Source organism: Microbacterium sp. Root61 (genome assembly GCF_001427525.1).
Taxonomy (GTDB): Bacteria; Actinomycetota; Actinomycetes; order Actinomycetales; family Microbacteriaceae; genus Microbacterium.
This window is the reverse complement of sequence record NZ_LMGU01000001.1, coordinates 670,258-690,532: the sequence shown is the minus strand read 5'-3', so window position 1 is coordinate 690,532 and position 20,275 is coordinate 670,258. Positions and strand designations below refer to the sequence as shown.

General features: G+C 69.9%; 18 protein-coding genes. 12 read left to right on the top strand and 6 right to left on the bottom strand.

The window, feature by feature from the left end:
- Positions 1 to 67 precede the first annotated feature (67 nt).
- Positions 68 to 1,063: an EamA family transporter gene (locus ASD65_RS03340; protein WP_056218476.1), complete on the top strand. Its 996-nt coding sequence runs from the start codon at positions 68 to 70 to the stop codon at positions 1,061 to 1,063.
- On the opposite strand, the gene ASD65_RS03335 is transcribed toward ASD65_RS03340, so the two are convergent.
- A complete protein-coding gene (locus tag ASD65_RS03335; protein WP_056218472.1) occupies positions 1,035 to 1,508 on the bottom strand; it encodes an Lrp/AsnC family transcriptional regulator in 474 nt (157 codons plus the stop codon). The two genes, ASD65_RS03340 and ASD65_RS03335, sit on opposite strands and share 29 nt — an antisense overlap.
- Positions 1,509 to 1,673: 165 nt before the next feature.
- Between ASD65_RS03335 and pdhA the strand changes: the two genes are divergently transcribed.
- The 5 genes from pdhA to ASD65_RS03310 all read left to right on the top strand — a co-directional run bounded on the left by pdhA (position 1,674) and on the right by ASD65_RS03310 (position 8,325).
- Positions 1,674 to 2,819: a pyruvate dehydrogenase (acetyl-transferring) E1 component subunit alpha gene (gene pdhA, locus ASD65_RS03330; protein ID WP_082561553.1), complete on the top strand. Its 1,146-nt coding sequence runs from the start codon at positions 1,674 to 1,676 to the stop codon at positions 2,817 to 2,819.
- The gene (locus ASD65_RS03325) at positions 2,816 to 3,826 is read left to right on the top strand and encodes an alpha-ketoacid dehydrogenase subunit beta (RefSeq protein WP_056218468.1); all 1,011 of its coding nucleotides are present in this window, start codon (positions 2,816 to 2,818) and stop codon (positions 3,824 to 3,826) included. Before pdhA ends, ASD65_RS03325 begins: the two co-directional genes overlap by 4 nt.
- Positions 3,823 to 5,160, top strand: coding sequence for a dihydrolipoamide acetyltransferase family protein (locus ASD65_RS03320; protein ID WP_056218465.1), 1,338 nt, complete (start codon positions 3,823 to 3,825; stop codon positions 5,158 to 5,160). The genes ASD65_RS03325 and ASD65_RS03320 overlap by 4 nt, the downstream gene beginning before the upstream one ends.
- A 274-nt stretch (positions 5,161 to 5,434) precedes the next feature.
- The gene (locus ASD65_RS03315) at positions 5,435 to 6,946 is read left to right on the top strand and encodes a DEAD/DEAH box helicase (protein WP_056218462.1); all 1,512 of its coding nucleotides are present in this window, start codon (positions 5,435 to 5,437) and stop codon (positions 6,944 to 6,946) included.
- Positions 6,947 to 7,062: 116 nt separating this feature from the next.
- Positions 7,063 to 8,325 carry an LCP family protein gene (locus tag ASD65_RS03310; protein WP_235566594.1) on the top strand — a complete coding sequence of 421 codons (1,263 nt, stop codon included), beginning with the start codon at positions 7,063 to 7,065 and terminating at the stop codon, positions 8,323 to 8,325.
- Positions 8,326 to 8,340: 15 nt separating this feature from the next.
- Here ASD65_RS03310 and ASD65_RS03305 read toward each other — a convergent pair whose 3' ends face one another.
- Together ASD65_RS03305 and ASD65_RS03300 are read right to left on the bottom strand one after the other, a co-directional pair.
- Positions 8,341 to 10,167 (bottom strand): alkaline phosphatase family protein, encoded by a 1,827-nt coding sequence (locus tag ASD65_RS03305; protein ID WP_056218457.1) that lies wholly within the window; start codon positions 10,165 to 10,167, stop codon positions 8,341 to 8,343.
- 23 nt (positions 10,168 to 10,190) lie between these two features.
- Positions 10,191 to 10,802 (bottom strand): SACE_7040 family transcriptional regulator, encoded by a 612-nt coding sequence (locus tag ASD65_RS03300; protein WP_056218454.1) that lies wholly within the window; start codon positions 10,800 to 10,802, stop codon positions 10,191 to 10,193.
- A gap of 105 nt (positions 10,803 to 10,907) precedes the next feature.
- Here ASD65_RS03300 and ASD65_RS03295 point away from each other — a divergent pair, with 105 nt between their 5' ends.
- The 5 genes from ASD65_RS03295 to ASD65_RS03275 are packed head-to-tail and all read left to right on the top strand — an operon-like array spanning position 10,908 to position 16,958.
- A complete protein-coding gene (locus ASD65_RS03295; RefSeq protein WP_056218448.1) occupies positions 10,908 to 12,512 on the top strand; it encodes a carboxyl transferase domain-containing protein in 1,605 nt (534 codons plus the stop codon).
- Positions 12,513 to 12,516: 4 nt separating this feature from the next.
- Entirely contained in the window at positions 12,517 to 14,442 is a 1,926-nt protein-coding gene (locus ASD65_RS03290) for an acetyl/propionyl/methylcrotonyl-CoA carboxylase subunit alpha (protein ID WP_056218440.1), read from the top strand.
- A gap of 29 nt (positions 14,443 to 14,471) precedes the next feature.
- The gene (locus tag ASD65_RS03285) at positions 14,472 to 15,623 is read left to right on the top strand and encodes an acyl-CoA dehydrogenase family protein (protein WP_056218435.1); all 1,152 of its coding nucleotides are present in this window, start codon (positions 14,472 to 14,474) and stop codon (positions 15,621 to 15,623) included.
- A gap of 10 nt (positions 15,624 to 15,633) precedes the next feature.
- On the top strand, positions 15,634 to 16,143 hold the full coding sequence (locus ASD65_RS03280; protein WP_056218431.1) for a MaoC family dehydratase: 510 nt from the start codon (positions 15,634 to 15,636) through the stop codon (positions 16,141 to 16,143).
- Entirely contained in the window at positions 16,140 to 16,958 is an 819-nt protein-coding gene (locus ASD65_RS03275; RefSeq protein ID WP_056224417.1) for an HpcH/HpaI aldolase/citrate lyase family protein, read from the top strand. Before ASD65_RS03280 ends, ASD65_RS03275 begins: the two co-directional genes overlap by 4 nt.
- Before the next feature lie 10 nt (positions 16,959 to 16,968).
- Here the strand turns inward: ASD65_RS03275 and ASD65_RS03270 are convergent, their stop codons facing one another.
- Both ASD65_RS03270 and ASD65_RS03265 read right to left on the bottom strand, forming a co-directional pair.
- On the bottom strand, positions 16,969 to 17,574 hold the full coding sequence (locus ASD65_RS03270; RefSeq protein ID WP_056218429.1) for a histidine phosphatase family protein: 606 nt from the start codon (positions 17,572 to 17,574) through the stop codon (positions 16,969 to 16,971).
- A gap of 35 nt (positions 17,575 to 17,609) precedes the next feature.
- A complete protein-coding gene (locus tag ASD65_RS03265) occupies positions 17,610 to 18,470 on the bottom strand; it encodes a Sir2 family NAD-dependent protein deacetylase (protein WP_056218426.1) in 861 nt (286 codons plus the stop codon).
- Positions 18,471 to 18,565: 95 nt separating this feature from the next.
- Between ASD65_RS03265 and ASD65_RS03260 the strand changes: the two genes are divergently transcribed.
- Positions 18,566 to 19,372 carry a TrmH family RNA methyltransferase gene (locus ASD65_RS03260; RefSeq protein ID WP_056218423.1) on the top strand — a complete coding sequence of 269 codons (807 nt, stop codon included), beginning with the start codon at positions 18,566 to 18,568 and terminating at the stop codon, positions 19,370 to 19,372.
- A 10-nt stretch (positions 19,373 to 19,382) separates the two neighbouring features.
- Here the strand turns inward: ASD65_RS03260 and ASD65_RS03255 are convergent, their stop codons facing one another.
- Positions 19,383 to 20,252 (bottom strand): SGNH/GDSL hydrolase family protein, encoded by an 870-nt coding sequence (locus ASD65_RS03255; protein ID WP_056218419.1) that lies wholly within the window; start codon positions 20,250 to 20,252, stop codon positions 19,383 to 19,385.
- Positions 20,253 to 20,275 lie beyond the last annotated feature (23 nt).

The window sequence follows — 20,275 nt, the reverse complement described above, 5'->3', positions numbered from 1 at the left end:
CTCCTGACGAACCCGTGAGTACTGTCACCAGTGTAAGCACACTTCACTCCTGACAGTCGGATGACGCATGACCGCCTCGACCGCACCCATCACCCTGGTGGCACCACGCACGCTGCCGCGCGTGCGCACGAGCGGTCTGTTCATGGCGGTGGGCTCTGCGCTGGCGTTCTCCTCGAGCGGCCCGCTGATCAAGCCGCTGCTGGAGGCGGGGTGGTCGCTCGGCGCGGCGCTGCTCGTACGCATGGGCGTGGCGGGCCTCATCCTCGCACCGGCGCTCGTGCGGGCGATGGTGCGGGAGCGCTCGTTCGTGCGTCGGCACTGGCGCATCGTCCTCGGCTTCGGCCTCACCGCGGTCGCCGGCTGCCAGCTGTTCTTCTTCGCCGCCATGCAGCGGATGCCGGTCGCAGTCGCGCTGCTCATCCAGTACCTGGCGCCCGTGCTGCTGGTCGGTCTCGCCTGGGTGCGCACCCGGCGCGCGCCGTCCCGCCTCGTCTCGCTGGGGTCCGTCGTCGCCGTCGCGGGCCTGGTGCTCGTCGTGGACATCTCGGGGGCGCGCTTTGACCTGCTCGGCACACTGTTCGCGCTGGGCGCCGCGGTCTGCGTCGGCGCCTACTTCCTGATCGCGGAGCGCGCGGGCGACGATCTGCCGCCTCTGGCGCTGGCTTCCGGCGGACTGCTCGTCGGGGCGGCGCTCATGGCGGTGCTGTGCCTCACCGGCATCCTCCCGTTCGCCGCGCCGCCCGTGATGCTGGAGTTCTCCGGCGTCGTCGTGCCGTGGTTCGTTCCGCTGATCTGGGTCGCCGCGGTGGCCACCACGGTCGGCTACGCGCTCGGTGTCATGGCGGTGCCGCGCATCGGGTCGCGGGTGGCCTCGTTCGTCGGCCTGTCCGAGGTGCTGTTCGCGCTCGGCTTCGCGTGGCTGCTGTTGGGTGAGTCGCCGGCGCCGGTGCAATTCGTCGGGGGAGCGCTGATCCTGCTCGGTGTGGTGCTCGTGCGGATGGATGCCTCCTCCGACGTGCAGCCGCCTGTTGCGGCTACGGCTCCCGCCGTGCCAACTCCATGAGCGGCGCGACGCGATAGCCGATCACCTCGCCCATCGCCAGTGAGGTCTCGGTACGCTCGACCCCCTCGATCGAGAGGATCCGGGCATCCGTGTCGAACAGATGCTGCGTGTCGCGGCACGCGACGCGCACGAGCAGATCGACCTGACCGCTCAGGCCGTGCGCCTGAACGACCTCGGGGATGCGCTGCAGCTCGGCAGTGATGCGGGGGAGTTCCGCCTGGCGCACCATGACGTTGATGAACGCCTCGATGGGGAAGCCCAACGCCGACGAGGAGATGGCCCGTTCGTACGAGAGGAACACGTCTGCGCGCTCGAGGCGCGACATCCGCGCCTGCACCGTGTTGCGCGAGAGTCCCAGCTTGTCGGCGAGAGCGACCACGGTGGCCCGCGGGTCGCTCGAGAGCACCGTCAACAGCTGCAGGTCGACGTGATCGAGATTTCCCATAGTGCGAAACATTAGCACCACGGCGGGGGGTGCTTCTTGGCAACATGCTCAAGCCGGGGCGCAATGCTTGAGCTAGGTGCGACATCGACGTAGTGTCGGCCCTGTCGGCGACGAAGCCGACATCCGATCGCGAACGCCCCACGAAGGCAGCCGCACAACGGAGGGATGACAATGGCGCACACTCTCACACCCACGGCTGAGCCGGCGACCGACATCGACGATGTCGCCCGACTCCTGACCCCGGATGGCCGGCGCATCCCCGACGCGGATCTGGACCCCTGGGTCGCCGACGTCGGCACCGATCAGCTCCGCGCGCTGTACCGCGACATGGTCCTGGTCCGTCGAATCGACACCGAGGGCGTCGCCCTGCAGCGCCAGGGACAGCTCGGCCTCTGGGCGCCGTGTCAGGGCCAGGAGGCCGCCCAGGTCGGCACCGCTCGGGCATTCCGCTCGGACGACTTCGTCTTCCCCAGCTACCGCGAGATCGGCGTCAACTTCGTGCGCGGCGCCAAGCCCGAGGACTTCGTGCTCGCCTGGCGCGGCGAAGAGCACTCCACCTACAACCCCTACGACATCAACACCGCGACGCCGCAGATCATCATCGGCGCGCAGGCGCTCCATGCGGTCGGCTACGCGATGGGCATCACCTACGACGGCACCGACGAGGTGGCGGCGGCGTACTTCGGTGACGGTGCCACGAGCCAGGGCGACGTCAACGAGGCGATGATCTTCGCGTCCTCGTTCCAGGCCCCGGTGGTCTTCATCTGCACGAACAACCAGTGGGCGATCTCCGAACCGGTCACCGTGCAGGCGAAGTTCCCGATCGCAGGCCGCGCGCCCGGTTTCGGCATCCCGAGCATGCGTGTCGACGGCAACGACGTGCTCGCATGCCTCGCCGCGATGCGGTGGGCCGTCGATCACGCGCGTCGCGGCCAGGGGCCGGCCTTCATCGAGGCCGTCACCTACCGGATGGGGCCGCACACGACCTCCGACGATCCGACGCGCTACCGCGACCCCGAGGAACTCGAGCGGTGGCGTCGACGCGACCCGATCGCCCGCGTGGAGGCGCTGCTGCGCTCCCAGGGCGCAATGGACGACGAGTTCGTGACCAGCGTCGCGGCGGATGCGGACCGTCTCGCCGCCGAGGTGCGCTCCGCGTGCCTGACGGCCGTGTCGCGCACCCCGCTCGGGGTGATGGACCACGTGTACGAGGAGCCGCACTCCGGCCTCGACGAGGAGCGCGAGAACTTCCGCGCCTACCTCGAGGGCTTCGGGGATGCCGCAGCCGATGCGGAAGGCGCAGGACGATGACTCAGCTGACCATGGGCAAGGCGCTCAACGAGGGGCTCCGTCGCGCGATGGCGGACGACCCCAAGGTCCTCATCATGGGCGAGGACATCGGCAAGCTCGGCGGCGTGTTCCGCATCACCGACGGCCTCCTCGACCAGTTCGGGGCGAAGCGCGTGATCGACACCCCTCTCGCAGAGGCCGGGATCATGGGCACCGCTGTGGGCCTGGCATACCGTGGATACCGTCCCGTCGTCGAGATCCAGTTCGACGGCTTCGTCTACCCGGCGTTCGACCAGATCGTCTGCCAGGTCGCGAAGCTGCACTACCGCACGCGCGGCAACGTGAAGATGCCGATCACGATCCGCATCCCGTGGGCCGGGGGAGTCGGCGCCGCCGAACACCACTCGGAGTCGCCCGAGGCGTACTTCGTACATACATCGGGGCTCCGCGTGGTCGCCGTCTCGAACCCGCACGACGCGCACGTCATGCTGCGGCAGGCCATCGCCTCCGACGACCCGGTGGTCTTCTTCGAGCCGAAGCGCCTCTATCACGCCAAGGGCGAGGTCGACCTCGACACGAACCTGGCCGATGCGCCGCCGATGGGGCTGGCCCGCGTCGCGCGCGAGGGCAAGGACGTCACGCTGCTCACGTACGGCGCGCAGGTGACGACGGCACTGGATGCCGCGACCGCCGCCGAGGACGACGGCGTGTCGATCGAGGTGATCGATCTGCGCTCCCTGTCGCCGGTCGACTACCGCACGGTCGAGGCATCCGTCCGCAAGACCGGCCGCGTCGTGGTCACCCATGAGGCGGCGCGTGAGGCCGGCGTCGGCGCCGAGCTCATCGCGAGCGTCACCGAACGGTGCTTCAACTACCTCGAGTCGGCGCCGGTGCGCGTCACCGGGCACGACATCCCGTACCCGCCCGCGAAGCTGGAGCGGCACCACCTGCCCGACCTCGACCGGATCCTGGACGCGGTCGACCGGGTGCTGGACCGTCCGAACAGCCTGACGGAGGTCGCACGATGATCGAGGACTTCCGACTGCCCGACCTGGGCGAGGGACTGCCTGAGGCCGAGCTCGTGTCCTGGCTGGTCGCCGAGGGCGACGAGGTCACGCTGAACCAGACCATCGCCGAGGTCGAGACGGCGAAGGCCGTCGTCGAGCTGCCTTCGCCGTACGCCGGGGTGGTGCGCACGCTGCACGCCGCCGCCGGAGACGTCGTCGCGGTCGGCGCCGTGCTGATCTCGTTCGACCTCGGTGGAGAGGACGCGCCCGCGGCCCCGACCGACGAGACCGCGGGCGAGAAGGCGCCGCCGAACCTCGTCGGGTACGGTGCAGCGCCGCGCGCCGCCGGACGCCCGCAGCGCCGCGCTCGCGGCGCGGCATCCGCTCGGCCGTCCTCGGCCGACACCGCCGTGCTCGAAGCGGCCCCGCACGACGCGATCCGCTTCCAGGAGTCGGTCGAGGAGGTGCTGGAGCGTCCGCGGTCGACACCGCCGGTGCGCAAGCTCGCCAAGGACCTCGGCATCGATCTGGTGCTCGTCGCACCTTCGGGTGTGACCGGACTCATCACACGTGCCGACGTGCTGGGCTACGCCGAGCGTGTCGGGGCGGCCCCAGAGCCGGCGACGGCTCCCGCGCCGATGCTGACCTCCACCGAGCGCACGACCCGTATTCCGATCCGCGGCGTGCGCAAGCACACGGCCGAGGCGATGGTGCGCAGCGCCTTCACGGCGCCGCACGTGACGACATTCCTCACCTGCGATGTCACCGCGACGAGTGAGCTGGTCGCCTCGCTGAAGGCCGATCGGTCGCTGGAGGGCCACCGCATCGGCATCATGGCGATCGCCGCGAAAGCGGTGTGCCTGGCCCTGACGCGTCATCCCGGTCTGAACTCGAGCTGGGACGAGGCGCACGGCGAGATCGTCGAGCACCACTACGTCAACCTCGGCATCGCCGCGGCGACGGGCCGCGGACTCGTCGTGCCCAATATCCGCGACGCCGACGCCATGACACTGGTCGAACTGGCCGACGCGATCGCGGCACTGGCCGAGACCGCACGCGCAGGCAAGACGGCGCCCGCCGAGATGATGGGCGGCACGTTCTCGATCACCAACGTCGGCGTGTTCGGCGTGGACGCCGGCACTCCGATCCTGAACCCCGGCGAGGCGGGCATCCTCGCCCTCGGCGCGGTGCGCCGGCAGCCGTGGGAGTACCGCGGCGAGATCGCGCTGCGCGACGTCATGACCCTCGCGCTGTCCTTCGATCACCGCCTGGTCGACGGAGAGCAGGGCTCGCGATTCATGGTCGATGTCGCGAACATCCTGCGTGAGCCCGGGCGGGCGATGCTGCTGCGCTGAGGTCGCCCTCGACGCGCCGCTGTGGGCGTGCTCAGCCCGCCCACAGCGGTATCCGCTAGGCTGAATGCATTGCGAAGCTCGTTCACGGGCTTCCTGCGTCGTCAGAACGCCCCTTCACTTGTGCGGCAGGCCCCCGGCCCCGACACCAGCAGATACTTCTCACGGCGAACGGATGCGTCACCCGACGCCTTCGCCATTCCGTCACACCGATCGTGCTGTGACGGCGCCTGCTCGCCTGTGTGCGTCGGGCGCAGCCTGCCCGAAAGGCACACCCATGACTTCCGACGTTCCCACCTTCGCCGCCCTCGGCGTACCCGCACCCCTGGTGCGCGTGCTCACCGACCAGGAGAAGACCTCCCCGTTCCCGATCCAGGTCGACACCCTGCCCGACACGCTCGCGGGTCGCGACGTGCTCGGTCGCGGTAAGACCGGTTCCGGCAAGACCCTCGCGTTCTCGATCCCGATGGTCGCGCGCCTCGGCGGCAAGCTCGCCGGCGGCAACCGTCGTGCCGGACGCCCGCTCGGCCTCGTCCTCGCGCCGACGCGCGAGCTCGCCACGCAGATCGACGCGGTCCTGGCACCGCTGGCCGCCGCGTACGGCATGAAGACCACCACCATTTACGGCGGCATCAGCCAGAAGCGCCAGGTCGACGCGCTCAACGCCGGCGTCGACATCGTCGTGGCCTGCCCCGGTCGCCTCGAGGACCTGATGAAGCAGCGCTTCATCACGCTCGACGCCGTCGAGATCACCGTGCTCGACGAGGCCGACCACATGGCCGACCTGGGCTTCCTGCCCGTCGTCACGCGCATCCTCGACAAGACGCCCCGCGGCGGACAGCGCCTGCTGTTCTCGGCCACGCTGGACAACGGCGTCGACAAGCTCGTCTCCCGCTTCCTGCAGAACGAGGTGCTCCACTCCGTCGACGAGGCCAACTCGCCCGTCGCCGCGATGACCCACCACGTCTTCGAGACGGCGGATGCCGACAGCAAGAAGGACCTCGTCACCGCGCTCGCCAAGGGCCGCGGTCGCCGCATCCTGTTCATGCGCACCAAGCACCACGCCAAGAAGCTCGCGAAGCAGCTGACCGATCAGGGCATCCCCGCCGTGGACCTGCACGGCAACCTGTCGCAGCCGCAGCGCGACCGCAACCTCGCCGCATTCGGCGACGGCTCGGTGCGCGTGCTGGTGGCCACCGATGTCGCGGCGCGCGGTGTGCACGTCGATGACGTCGAGCTCGTCGTCCACGTCGACCCGCCCACCGAGCACAAGGCGTACCTGCACCGCTCCGGTCGCACCGCCCGTGCCGGCAGCGCCGGTGACGTCGTGACGGTCATGCTGCCCGCGCAGCGCAAGGACACCGAGGCGCTGCTGCGCAAGGCCGCGATCTCGGTCAAGCCCGTCGCCGTGCGTCATGACTCCACCGAGGTCACCACCCTGGTCGGACCCGAGGCCGAGTACGTCAAGCCGCAGCCCCGCGTCGAGCAGCACTCCGGCGGCGGCCGCTCGCAAGGCGCCAACGCCCAGCGCAAGCGCGTCAACCGCGAAGGCGGTCAGGGCGGCAACGGCGGCCAGCGTCAGGGTCAGCGTGGTCAGGGCCGTCAGGGCCAGGGCGCCGGCGCCGCGCGCACCGAGGGCGCGCCGGCTCACCGCTCGGCCGCTCCGTCGGGCCAGCGCAGCGGCGGCAACGCGCAGCGCTCCGGCGGCCAGGCTCCGCGCGGTGGTGGCATGCGCGTCGGCGACACAGTCGGCGGTCGTCCGCGCACCAACCGTCGTTCGCAGGGCTGACCCGCTCTCCTACATCACCCGAACGGCCTCCTCCGGGAGGCCGTTCGTCGTTCGCACAGGAAGCGCCGCAGTCGGGCCCATAGGCTGGCGTAGATGAGTTCTTCAGGAGGATCCGAGTGAGTCGGTTGACAGGCAAGGGACGCGCACCGGTGGCGAGCCACGCGGTGCTGACGTCGCCGCATCCGCTCTCGTTCATCTGGAAGGTCGTCGCAACGGCCCTCGCAGTCGTGCTGGTGTCGGCCGTCGGCGTGGCCGGCTTCACGTTCTGGTACGCCGCGAACGCCGTCGCGGGTGCGTCCGTCGACATCGGCGGCGACGATCAGCTTCCCCCGACACTCGGCGAGATCGAGGGCGGGGTGAACATCCTCCTCGTCGGCACCGACTCATGCGAGGGCCAGGACATCGCCCAGTTCCCGCGGTGCGCGGAGGATGACGGCGGCGAACGCAACGACGTCACGATGCTGGTGCACATCAGCGACGAGCCGCGCCGGATCACCGTGGTGTCCTTCCCGCGCGACATGCTCGTTCCGATCCCCTCCTGCCCGGACAGCGAGGGCGGGTCGTACTCGGCGATGAGCGAGCAGATGTTGAACGCGTCGTACATGTACGGCGGGCTGCCCTGCACCGTGCTCACGGTCGAGAAGCTGACGGAGGTCGACATCGACTTCGCCGCCGCCATCCGGTGGACCGGCGTGATCAAGATGTCCGACGCCATCGGCGGGGTGGACGTGTGCGTCGCCGAAGACATCAGCGACGGCCACACCGGCCTGAACCTGACCGCGGGGGAGCACACGCTGGTCGGCGCCGAGGCGCTGCAGTTCCTGCGCATCCGTCACGGCATCGGCGACGGGTCCGACCTCGGCCGCATCTCCAATCAGCAGCAGTTCATGGGGTCGCTCGTGCGCAAGCTGCAGGGTGACGGCGTGCTCGCCGATCCGCAGAAGCTGTTCGCCCTGGCCACCACCGCCGTCGCACAGGTGGATCAGAAGCAGCTCCTGCTCAGTTCGGGTCTGGCGAACCCGACGCGCATGGTCCAGATCGCGATGGCCGCGAAGTCCGTGCCCTACGACGACATCCTCTTCGTGCAGTACCCGACCGAGTACAGCGACGACTTCCTGCGCCTCTACCCGGTGCGCGAGTCGGCCCAGCCGCTCTTCGACGCCCTCCGCGACAACAAGCCGATCCAGTTGACCGGCAAGGCGAGCTCCGGCAGCGGCGTGGAGGTCGTCGGCGAGGCGGAACAGCCGACCACGCCGACGACAGAGACCCCGGCGCCAGGCGCCACGGCTCCGGTCGTCGAGGAGCGGGTGCAGCTGCCGTCCGACATCACCGGTCAGTCCGCCAAGGACATCACTTGCACGCAGAAGGGCAACCAGTAGCGTCGGGCCCGCCGGCTAGTCGACCTTCGGGTAGAACAGCCCGAGTCCGTGCTTCTGCAGCACGGTGTACGCGTCCGCGTACGTCTCGGGCTCCGGGGCGCCGTCGTCCGCGGTGCCGTACTTGGCCAGCAGCAGCCCGAGCAGACCGCGCCCGGGCGCGCTCAACGGTTTGTGCTTGTTCTCTTCGGCGGTCAGATCGCTCTGCTCGTCCTCCAGCGGATTGGGCGGCAGATACATCGGATGCACCGTCGGCCAGGTGTGGGGGGCGCGCGGCGTCTCGAGGTTCACGGCGGAGAACATGTCGTTGGCACCGGCATCCCGCCGTGTCAACGGTTTCAACCCGTGCAGGCGTGCGAGCGTCGCGATCACGGTGCCGTGATGCATCTCGTCCGTGATGATCGTGTTCTTGCGCGTGTAGGCCGACACCGCGATGGCGGGGACCCGTACGCCGAGCCGGTCGAACGTGAAGCCCATCTCGCCCGGTTCGGCATCCAGCGTCGGAGGAGTCGCCGACGGAGGCGGCACATGGTCGTAGGTGCCGCCGTGCTCATCGAACGTGATGAGGAACATCGTGTTCATCGCGTTGGAGCCGTCCGGTGTCGCGCTCTCCTTGATCGCGTTGTAGACGCTGGCCACGAGCTTCTCGCCCGCGCGGACGTCGGACACGGCCGAGTCGACGACCTCTTCGCCCTCGACCTTGCTGGCGCGCAGCGCCCCGAACGGCGGATGGAAATCGTTGTGGTTGTAGACCATGCGCGGTTCGATGAATGCGTAGGCGGGCAGATCACCGTTCTTCGCGTCGGCGTAGAACTGCGACATGTGAGCGAACCTGTTGGTGCGCCAGTACTTCTCCAGCACCGGCGCGTGCTGCACGCCGGTGAGTGAGACGAGCTGCATCTCGTCGAAGTAGATCCGCCAGGAGATCCCGGCCTCTTCGAGCCGGTTGAAGATCGTCGGAGTGGGTGGAGCATCCAGCCATTTGTCGTACCCGCCGCCGTGCTTGTTCGTCACGAAGCCGTGCGAGGTGGAGGCGTGGAAGAACGACCGGTTGCAATAGGTCTGCGACGGAACGCCGGAGAACCACGCGTCGAAGACGGCGAACTCCTTCGCCAGCGTCGAGAGCACCGGCAGCTGCTCGGGGGAGAACCCGCCCATGATCTGATTCGCCGTCGCGGCATCGGGGGTCTTGCCGCGATGGAGGCGCTCGACGTTGATGTAGTAGTCCTTCAGGAACCCGTCCATCGTGGCCTCGGCGCCGATCGGCGGCGCGTTGTACGGCGGCTGCATCCCCTCCACCCAGAGCGTCGCGTTCGATGCGGGCTCGACGGTGCCGAAGAGCTGGGTGTTGACGTGCGGGTACTCCTCGCCCGGATCGGGATTCGGAGCACCCATCACCGTGTCGGTGGGACCCGAATACACGTGCGCCGCCACCGAGGTGCCGTCCGGCGCGGTGTTCGCGTACGACCCGAACGCGAGGCCGTCGAAGGTCTCGCCCGTGGGCAGATCGTCGGGGGTGTACAGCTGCCCGAGAAGGTTGTCGAACGAGCGGTTCTCGCCCATCAGCACGACGAGGTGGTCGAAGCCCGGCACCGAGCGCGGGGTCAGCGCCCCGTAGTCCTGTGCGCCCTCGGCGTAGCCGATCGAGTGGCCGATCGCGGCGCCTGCGGCAGCACCCGCGCCACCGCCGACGACGAGTCCTGCCGCGGCGATGCCGCCGACCTTGAAGAAGTCGCGACGCGAGGTGCTCGAGGACGACGCGTCGTCCGGGGAGGGCTGAGGGCTGGGAGTGCGGCCGAATCGCTTCTTGGTACTGGCGTCCGGCTGCTCGTCGTGCGGCGGCATGGTCGTACCAGGCTAGAGCACCGTCAGATCGACAGCGCGGAGACCGCCATCGATTCGAGGATGCCGCGCATCGTGCCGTCGGCCGGAGCGCTGCCGGCACCGCGCATGCTGTGCGGCGTGGAGTTGATGAGGCCGAAGCACGCGTGGGCGCGCACCCGCAGGTCGCTCTCGGAGCGCGCGGGATGCAGCCGCGCGAGCACGTCCATCCACAGCGCGATGTACTCGCGCTGCAGCCGCCGCACGGTGTGACGGTCCTCGTCGCTGAGGCTGGCGAGGTCACGGTCCTGGACGCGGATGACGTCGGCATCCCGCAGCGCGAAGTCGACGTGGAACTGCACGAGCGCGTCGAGCTGCGCCCGCGGGTCGTCCGTGCCCGCGATGACGGTGGCGCCGCCCTCGCGCAGGCGCTCGCTCACGCGCACCAGGATCGCGCCCAGCAGAGCCTGCTTGTTCGCGAAGTGCCGGTACACGGCGGGCCCGCTCACTCCGACCGCGGCGCCGAGCTCTTCGAGGCTGACGGCGGTGAACCCGCGGTCGGCGAACAGGCGCGCGGCTTCGTGCAGCAGCGCGGACTGACGGTCCGCCTTGGCTTTGTCGCGCTCGGTCGGGATGCGCTCGGTCAGGCCCCTTGCCATTTCAGTTAACCCCCGCTAACCTTGTTTTCCAGTTAGTGAACACTAACCAATGTGGTCACGCCATGACAACGGGCGTGACCCGATCGTGACGTCGACGGGGATGACATGAGCGAGCTGGTGAGCGCGATCGCCCACGATGCTGCCTACGCGCGCACGCGCGAAGCGCAGTCCGCATTGGCCGCCGAATTGCGCGAGCGGGTGGCCGCGGCATCCGTCGGAGGCCCCGAATCGTCGCGTGAGCGCCATGTCTCCCGCGGGAAGCTGCTGCCGCGCGACCGCGTCGCCCGGCTCCTGGACGAGGGCAGCCCGTTCATCGAGGTGGCACCGCTCGCGGCGGACGGACTCTACGACGGTGAAGCCCCGGCCGCCGGCGTGATCGCCGGCATCGGCCTGGTGCACGGCCGGCACGTCATGGTGGTCTGCAACGACGCGACCGTCAAGGGCGGCACCTACTACCCGATGACGGTGAAGAAGCACCTCCGCGCGCAGGAGATCGCGTTCGAGAACCGGCTCCCGTGCATCTACCTCGTGGACTCGGGCGGCGCGTTCCTGCCGATGCAGGACGAGGTCTTCCCCGATCGTGACCACTTCGGTCGCATTTTCTTCAACCAGGCGCGGCTGTCCGCCGCCGGCATCCCGCAGATCGCCGCGGTGCTCGGATCGTGCACGGCCGGCGGCGCCTATGTGCCCGCGATGAGCGACGAGACCGTCATCGTGCGCAACCAGGGCACGATCTTCCTCGGCGGTCCGCCGCTGGTGAAGGCTGCGATCGGCGAGGTCGTCACCGCGGAGGAACTCGGCGGGGGAGAGCTGCACGCCCGGCGGTCGGGGGTCGTCGACCACCTCGCGGAAGACGACGAGCACGCGTTGGAGATCGTGCGCGACATCGTCGCGACGCTCCCGCAGCCGGCCCCGCCGGCGTGGGATGTCATCGACAGCTGCGATCCGATCGCCGACCCTGCGGACCTGTACGGCGTGGTGCCGGTCGACGTGAACCAGCCGTACGACGTGCGCGAGGTCATCGCGCGGCTGGTCGACGGCAGCGAGCTGCACGAGTTCAAGCGCGAGTACGGCGACACGCTCGTCACCGGCTTCGCGCGCATCCACGGCCACCCGGTCGGCATCGTCGCGAACAACGGCGTGCTGTTCAGCGAGTCCGCGCAGAAAGGCGCGCACTTCATCGAACTGTGCGATCAGCGCGGCATCGCGCTGTTGTTCCTGCAGAACATCTCGGGCTTCATGGTCGGACGGGATGCCGAGGCCGGGGGCATCGCGAAGGACGGGGCCAAGATGGTCACCGCCGTCGCGACCACGCGCGTGCCGAAACTGACGGTCGTGATCGGCGGCTCGTTCGGCGCCGGCAACTACGCCATGTGCGGTCGCGCGTACTCCCCGCGGTTCCTGTGGACGTGGCCGGCGAGCCGCATCTCGGTCATGGGCGGACCTCAGGCGGCCTCCGTCCTCGCGACCGTGAAGCGGGATCAGCTCGAAGGGCGCGGCCAGGAGTGGTCGGACGAGGACGAAACGGCGTTCCGCACCCCGATCCGTGACCGCTACGAGGAGCAGGGCAGCCCGTACTACGCGACGGCGCGCCTGTGGGATGACGGAGTGATCGACCCGATGGACACCCGCGATCTGCTCGGCCTGGCCCTGGACGTCGTGTCCCGCACTCCGCTCCCCGAACCTCGCTTCGGCGTCTTCCGGATGTGATCGCGTGACCGACAAGCTCTTCGACACCGTGCTCGTCGCGAACCGCGGCGAGATCGCGCGCCGGGTGATCCGCACACTGCGGCGGCTCGGCATCCGTTCCGTCGCGGTCTACAGCGACGCGGACGCGGACGCCCCGCACGTGCACGAGGCAGATCTCGCGGTCCGGATCGGCCCCGCTGCGGCGTCCGTCTCCTACCTGGACATCGCTGCTGTGATCGCCGCGGCGCGCGAGACCGGCGCACAGGCGATCCACCCCGGCTACGGCTTCCTGTCCGAGAACGTCGCATTCGCCCATGCCTGCGCGGGAGCCGGCATCGTGTTCATCGGACCGGGGGAGCGCGCGCTCACGGTGATGGGCGACAAGATCCGCTCGAAGGAGCACGTGACCGGTCACGGCGTCCCCGTCGTGCCCGGATTCAGCGCCGCGGGGATGACGGATGAGCAGATCGCGGATGCCGCGGCTCAGGCCGGATTCCCGCTGCTCGTCAAGCCCTCCGCCGGCGGCGGGGGCAAGGGCATGCAGATCGTGCGTTCCGCGGCGGAACTGCCCGATGCCCTGGCAACAGCGCGGCGCGTGGCCGCAGCGGCCTTCGGTGACGACACCCTGCTGCTGGAGCGACTCATCGAGCGCCCGAGGCACATCGAGGTGCAGGTGCTGGCCGACACCCACGGGGCCGTGATCCACCTCGGCGAGCGTGAGTGCACGCTGCAGCGGCGGCACCAGAAGGTCATCGAAGAGGCGCCGTCGCCGATCGTCGACGCGGCCACGCGCGAACGACTGGGAGCCGCCGCCTGCGCGGCCGCGGCATCCGTCGACTATCGCGGCGCGGGCACGGTCGAGTTCCTCGTCGCGGGTGACCGTCCGGACGAGTTCTTCTTCATCGAGATGAACACGCGTCTGCAGGTCGAGCATCCGGTGACCGAGCTCGTGACCGGGGTCGATCTCGTCGAACAGCAACTGCGGATCGCCGCCGGTCTGCCCCTCGCACTGGCCCAGTCCGACGTGCGGATCGACGGGCATGCGATCGAGGCCCGCGTCTACGCGGAGAGTCCCGAGCGCGGGTTCCTCCCCGCGACCGGCGACGTGCTCCTGTGGCGCCCGGCATCCGGCGCGCGCACCGACAGCGCGGTCGAATCCGGATCGGTCGTCGGCGCCGACTACGACCCGATGATCGCGAAGGTCATCGCGCACGGCACCGACCGTGCGCAGGCCCTCGAACGACTGGACGCGGCCCTTGCCGAGACCGTGCTGCTCGGAGTCGACACGAACATCGGATTCCTCCGCACTCTGCTGGCGGATCCCGCGGTGCAGGCGGGCGACATGGACACCGGCCTGATCGACCGCATGCCGCCGTATGTCGCGCCGGCGCCGAGCCAGGTCGCACTGCGCGCCGCGACCCGGAGCCTCGACCGAGACGGTGCCCGCACCGGTGCGGCATCGTCGCTGTGGCGATCGGGGTCGGGGTGGCGCATCGCCGGGGCGCCGCATCCGTTCACCCCGCTGTTCCTCACGGACGACGATGGGCTCGTGAGGCCCGAGCCGGGCTTCGACGGAGCCGGTGACGCGTTCGTGCGGGCCGACGCCGATGACGCGCTCTGGGTGCACGCCGACGGGTCTGCCCAGCGCCTGCGTCCGCTGTCGCGCCGCGACGCCATGCACCGCCGACTCGCGCAGCGCGACCGGGTCGTCGGTGCGTCGGATCCGCTGCTGCGGTCGCCGATGCCCGGTGCCGTCGTGGCCGTCCACGTGTCCGAGGGTGCGACGGTCGCCACCGGCGATCGTCTCGTCACCATCGAGGCCATGAAGATGGAACACCCCGTCGCGGCGACCCATCCGGGGGTCGTGCAGTTGCGCGTCGGAGTCGGCGATCAGGTGAGCCGAGATCAGGCCGTGGCCGTCGTCGAGCCCGTCATCCCTGCCGACGCGTGAGCGCGGCGCTTCCCACAAGGAGAGATCCCATGCAGTACGACCTGACCGATGACGAGCGCGAGCTCGCCGCACTGGTGCGCGCATTCGCCGATGAGGTGGTGGCGCCGCAGGCCTACGAGGCCGACCGCACGCACACCCTCTCGATGGACGTCGTCGCGCAGATGGGGGAGATGGGCCTGTTCGGGCTGCCCTTCCCCGAGGAGTTCGGCGGCCAGGGCGGCGACTACTTCGCGCTGTGCCTCGCGATCGAGGCATTGGGGCGCGTCGATCAGTCCATTGCGATCACCCTGGAAGCCGGCGTCAGCCTCGGCGCGATGCCGGTGTTCCGGTTCGGCACCGAGGCGCAGAAGCAGGAGCTGCTGCCCGATCTGCTCGCCGGCCGCGCCCTCGCGAGCTTCGGCCTGACCGAGCCGGAGGCGGGATCGGATGCCGGGGCCACCCGCACCACGGCACGCCTCGACGGCGACGAATGGGTGATCAACGGCGGCAAGCAGTTCATCACCAACTCGGGCACGCCCATCACGAAGTTCGTCACCGTGACCGCGGTCACGGGGGAGCGGGACGGCCGCAAGGAGATCTCCACGATCGTCGTGCCGCACGGCACCCCCGGCTTCACCGTCGAGCCGGCCTACGACAAGGTCGGCTGGCACGCCTCCGACACCCACCCGCTGACGTTCCAGGACGCGCGCGTGCCGGCCGGCAATCTCCTCGGGACGCAGGGCCGCGGCTTCGCGAACTTCCTGCACATCCTCGATGAGGGCCGCATCGCGATCGCGGCGCTGTCCACGGGTGCGGCGGAGGGATGCCTCGAAGCGGCCATCGACTACGCCAAGAAGCGCACGGTCTTCGGCGAGCCGCTTTCCACGCGTCAGAGCATCCAGTTCATGATCGCCCGCATGCAGCTGCGCGTGCACAACGCCCGTCTCGCGTGGCATCACGCGGCCCGCCTGCGCGACGCGGGTAAGCCGTTCAAGGTGGAGGCCGCGATCGCGAAGCTCACCGCCAGCGACGCGGCGATGGACAATTCCCGCGATGCGACGCAGATCTTCGGCGGGAACGGCTTCATGAACGAGTACCCGGTGGCCCGCCACTACCGCGACTCGAAGATCCTCGAGATCGGCGAGGGCACCAACGAGGTGCAGCTCCTCGTCATCTCGCGCAGTCTCGGACTCGACGGGTAGCGTGAGGCGCATGACCGACGAGGATCCGACGACCGGCGACATCGTGCAGCGCGGTCTGTACTTCGAGGAATTCGAGGTGGGTGCGCGGTACCGGCACAGCCCCGGCCGCACGGCCACGGAGGCCGACAACGTGCTGTTCTCCTCCCTCACGATGAACACGCAGGCGCTGCACCTGGACGCGGCATATTCGGCGACGCACCCGTTCGGACAGCGGCTGATCAACTCGATGTGGACGCTGGCGACCATGATCGGGCTGTCGGTCACCCAGCTCACGCAGGGCACGCTCGTCGCTCAGCTCGCGCTGTCGGACATCAGCTTCCCAGCCCCGCTCTTCGCGGGCGACACGATCTACGTCTCGTCCGAGGTGATCGCCAAGCGGCTGTCGGGCTCCCGCCCCGGCCAGGGCCTGGTGACGCTGCGCCACACGGCGCGCAACCAGCACGACGAGACGGTGGCGGTCGCGACCCGCGTCGCCCTGATGTGGTGCCGGGATGCCCCGGCTTCGGAGGTGTCGGCATGACCGGCTTCGCGTACGGTCCCACCCTGCTGTTCTGCCCCGCCGACCGCCCCGAGCGCTTCGCGAAGGCCCTCGAGCGCGCCGACTCCGTCATCCTCGACCTCGAAGACGCTGTGGCGCCGTCCGCCAAGACAGCGGCCCGCGGCGCGCTGATCGAGTCGGAGCTGGACCCGTCCCGCGTCATCGTACGGGTGAATGCCCTCGACACCGACGCGTTCGTGGCCGACCTGGCGACCCTCTCGCAGACCGACTACCGCACCGTGATGGTCGCCAAGGCCGAGAGCGCCAAGTCACTGCGGGTGTTCGACCGGCGCTTCGCGCTCATCGCGCTGTGCGAGACGGCGCGCGGTGTGATGGCGGCGGACAAGCTCGCCGCCCACGACCAGGTCGTCGCCCTGATGTGGGGCGCCGAGGACCTGGTCGCCAGCCTCGGCGGCACGTCCAGCCGCAAGCCCAACGGCCGCTACCGGGACGTGGCCCGCCACGCGCGCTCGCACGTGCTGCTGGCGGCCGGTGCCCGCGGCAAGGCGGCGATCGACGCGGTGCACCTGGACATCGCCGACACCAAGCGCCTGGCGATCGAAGCAGCGGATGCTGCGGCCTCCGGATTCGCGGCGACCGCGTGCATCCACCCGAGTCAGGTGGACATCATCCGCCAGGCGTACGGACCGGACCGCAAGACACTCGCCTGGGCGCGTGGGGTGCTGGCCGCCGCCGAGTCACAGGGTGGCGTCTTCACCTACGAGGGACGCATGGTCGACGAGCCGGTGCTGCGCCACGCGCGCGCGGTGCTCGTGCGTGCCGGCGACAGCGCGTAGAGACGTTGCGTCAGACGAAGGCCGGTGTCGGCGACACCATCCTGAGTCGTTCGCGCTCGAACAGGATCGGGTAGGCCGAGCCGTTCGCGAGCCGGTCTCCCGGATGGGGGAACTCGCCGCCGCTGGCGTGACGGATCACCTCGCGGATCAGCGCGCCGTGCGCGACGACCACCAGCGAGACCGCGCGCGGCGCCGTCTCGCGACGTGCGTCGCGCACCGCGTGCCGCAGCCCGCGCAGCGCGCGGTGGCGCAGATCCGGCCACGGCTCGGCACCGGGGATGTCGGCAGTGCTCCAATCGCCCCAGCGGGCGAGGAAGTCCTCGGCCGAGACGCCTTCGGCCTCGCCGTAGGAGCGCTCACGCAGGTCCGGATACGGCGTCGGTGCGTCCGCGCCGAGTTCGTGCGCGATGATCTCCGCCGTCTCGCGCGCCCGCGACAGGTCGCTGGAGACCACGACCACCGGCATCCGCGGATCGAGGGAGTCACGCAGAGCCGCTGCGGCATCCCGCGCCTGTCCTCGACCGGTGTCATTGAGGGGGATGTCCGTCGAGCCCTGAATGCGCCGCTCGCGGTTCCAGTCGGTCTCGCCGTGGCGGACGAGGGTCAGGAGAGTCACCCGACGAGCCTAACCGGGGCCGCCTGGGTGCGAGCTCAGGACCCCGCGGACAGCCCGGGAAGCGCGTGTGCCAGCGCGGCCAGGACTTCGCTCGTGCCGCCGTCGATCTTCACGGTCGCGCGACCGTCCGCCCGCGTGGGACCGCGGTTGATGATGACGACGGGCAGTTTGCGGCGCCGGGCCCGTTCGACCAGGCGGATGCCGGAATTGACCACCAGCGAGGACCCCGCGATCAGCAGGGCGCTGCTGGTGTGCACGAGCTGCTCCGCCTCGCGGAACTTCTCGGCCGGGATGTACTCGCCGAAGAAGACCACTTCGGGCTTGAGGAGGCCGCCGCACACGCTGCAGTCCGGGATGCGGAATCCTTCGATGCTCTCCGGGCGCACATCGCCGTCCGGGCCGAGTACGACCTCGTCGTCGAGGCTGATCCACGGGTTGTCCACCTCGACGCGGGCCGCGAGATCGCGGCGATCGAACACCTGACCGCAGTGCGTGCAGAACACGCGGCGCATGGTGCCGTGCAGCTCCACGACCCGGCGGCTGCCGGCGCGCAGGTGCAGTCCGTCGACGTTCTGCGTGATGACCCCGGTGGCGACGCCGGCGTTCTCCAGCTCGGCGATCGCCTCGTGACCACGGTTCGGTGTCGCGGCCGCGAACGACTTCCAGCCGAGGTGGCTGCCGACCCAGTACCGGCGGCGTGCCTCGTCGCTGGAGAAGAACTGCTCGACCGTCATCGGGGTGCGCGTCGGAGCGCCCTGACCGCGGTAGTCGGGGATGCCGGAATCCGTCGATACACCGGCTCCGGTGAGGACCGCGACCCGACGGCCTTCGAGCACCTCGACGGCGCGCGCGAGATCCGCCGCCGTGACCGCATCCAGATCCGCCATGGTGCTCATCGTGATCCCCCTCGCGGTTCGAGTGTAGGGGCCCCGCTTTTCGGGCATGTTACGACGTGCCTCGCGAACCTGCGAGAGTTGAGGAGGAGGCCCCCATGCTGATCGAGCACGTCGCGTCCGCAGAAGATCCCCGACTCGCGGACTATCGCGATCTGACGGACATCGCGCTGCGCCGCATCCTGGAACCCGCGGGCGGCCTGTACATGGCCGAATCGGCGAAGGTGCTCTCGCGGGCGCTGGCCGCCGGGCACCGGCCCCGCTCCGTGCTGGTGCAGGAGAAGTGGCTCGGCGAGACGCAGCTCCTGCTGATGGAGGCCGCCGCCGACGTGCCCATCTACGTGGTCCCCGCAGACGTGGCCGAGCGCACCACCGGCTATGCCGTGCATCGCGGGCTGCTGGCGGCGATGCACCGCCCCGAGCTGCCGAGCGTCGCCGAGGTCGTGCGGGACGCGCGCCTGGTGCTCGTGCTCGAGGACATCGTCGATCACGCGAATGTGGGAGCGGCTTTCCGCGGGGCCGCAGGCCTGGGCGCCGACGCGGTGCTCGTCTCGCCGCGCTGCGCCGACCCGTTCTACCGGCGCAGCGTCCGCGTCAGCATGGGCACCGTGTTCCAGGTGCCGTGGACGCGGCTGCCCGAGTGGAGTTCGGCCCGCGTCATGCTGCACGAGGCCGGGTTCCATCTGGCCGCGCTGGCGCTCGCCCCCGACGCCGTTTCCCTCGACGACTTCGCGCTCGCGCGCCCGGAACGCGTCGCACTCATGATGGGCGCCGAAGGCGACGGTCTCAGCCGTCAGGCCCTCGCCGCCGCCGACACGGTCGTGACCATCCCGATGGCCGGGGGAGTGGACTCGCTCAACGTCGCCGCCGCCAGCGCCGTCGCCCTGTGGGCGCTGCGCAGCTGAGCTCGAGGGCTCAGACCTGCTCGCCGCGCTCGGCCGCGGCATCCTGACCCGGAGCCAGGGTCACCATCGGCATCGGCATCGGTTCGGGTCGCTTGGCTGTGACGGTGTCGCCGGAGGATTGGTGGCGCAGGCGTCGCAGCACCCACGGCATCAGGTGCGACCGGGCCCAGACCAGATCTCCGGTGCGCGCCTCGCGCCACGTCGTCGGGGGAAGCGGATCCGGCTGCATCGGCTGCAGGTCGTTCGGAACGTTGAGGGCGCGCAGCACCATACGGGCGACCTCGTGGTGACCGAGGGCGTTGTAGTGCAGCCGATCGACATCGAAGAAGCGAGGGTCCTGCACCTCCTTGAGCGCCCACTGGTCGGCCACGATGCAGTCGTACTTGTCGGCGATCGCGCGGATGTTCTCGTTGTAGATCGCGACCTTGCCTCGGAACGCGCGCAACACCGGACTGAAGTTCGTGTCGATGCCGGTGAAGACCACGATCGACGCACCGCTGGTCTGGAGCCGGATGACGGCGTCCTCGAACTGCATCGCGATCTCGTCGGGGTCCGTACCGGGGCGGATGACATCGTTGCCGCCGGCCGAGAAGGTGACCAAATCGGGCCGGAGCGCCAAGGCGGGCTCGAGCTGATCGGCGATGATCTGCCCGATGAGCTTGCCGCGGACCGCGAGGTTCGCGTAGGCGAAGTCCTCGACCTGCTGCGAGAGCACCTCGGCGACGCGATCCGCCCAACCGCGGTGGCCGTCGGGCGAGCCAGGTTCGGGATCGCCGATGCCCTCCGTGAAGGAGTCGCCCACCGCGACATAGCGCCGCCACGGGTGGAGGGCGCCGTTCTCGTGCGGGGATGCGGTGCTGCGCTCTTCTGAAGTCGACATCGTGCTCCTCGGTTCGTGGCCGA